Genomic DNA, 343 nt, shown 5'->3' with positions numbered 1-343 from the left:
CTGCTGGGGCGTCACGCCGCAGGCCCAGAACACGGGGATCTCCCCGGGTTTGAGCGCCATGGGCTCGCCGAAGTCCGGCCGCTCGATATCGGCAATGCCGATCTGCGCAGGGTCGCCCAGGTGCACGGGCGCCCCATGCACGCTGGGAAAGCGCGAAGTCACCTGGATCGCACGGATGGCCTGGGCGGCCGTCATGGGCCGCATGCTGACCACCATCCGGCCTCCGAACCGGCCCGCCTGGCCGTTGGCAATGTCGGTGATGAACATGGGAGCGCCCCGGCCCTCGTCGATGTGGCGCACGGGCACGCCGGCGTCGCGCAGCGCGTCCTCGAAGGAATAGGAG

Annotated in this window: 1 protein-coding gene; it reads right to left on the bottom strand. The window is 70.3% G+C overall.

Going from position 1 to position 343, the window contains the following annotated elements; genetic code table 11:
• Positions 1 to 343, bottom strand: a 343-nt coding sequence (locus ACYVTD_RS18420) for a D-glutamate cyclase family protein (RefSeq protein WP_461249044.1), incomplete at both ends; no start/stop codon positions are given.

This window comes from Treponema sp. R6D11, from assembly GCF_054786075.1.
The sequence above is the reverse complement of the archived record's forward strand: the minus strand, read 5'-3'. Positions and strand labels throughout refer to the sequence as shown.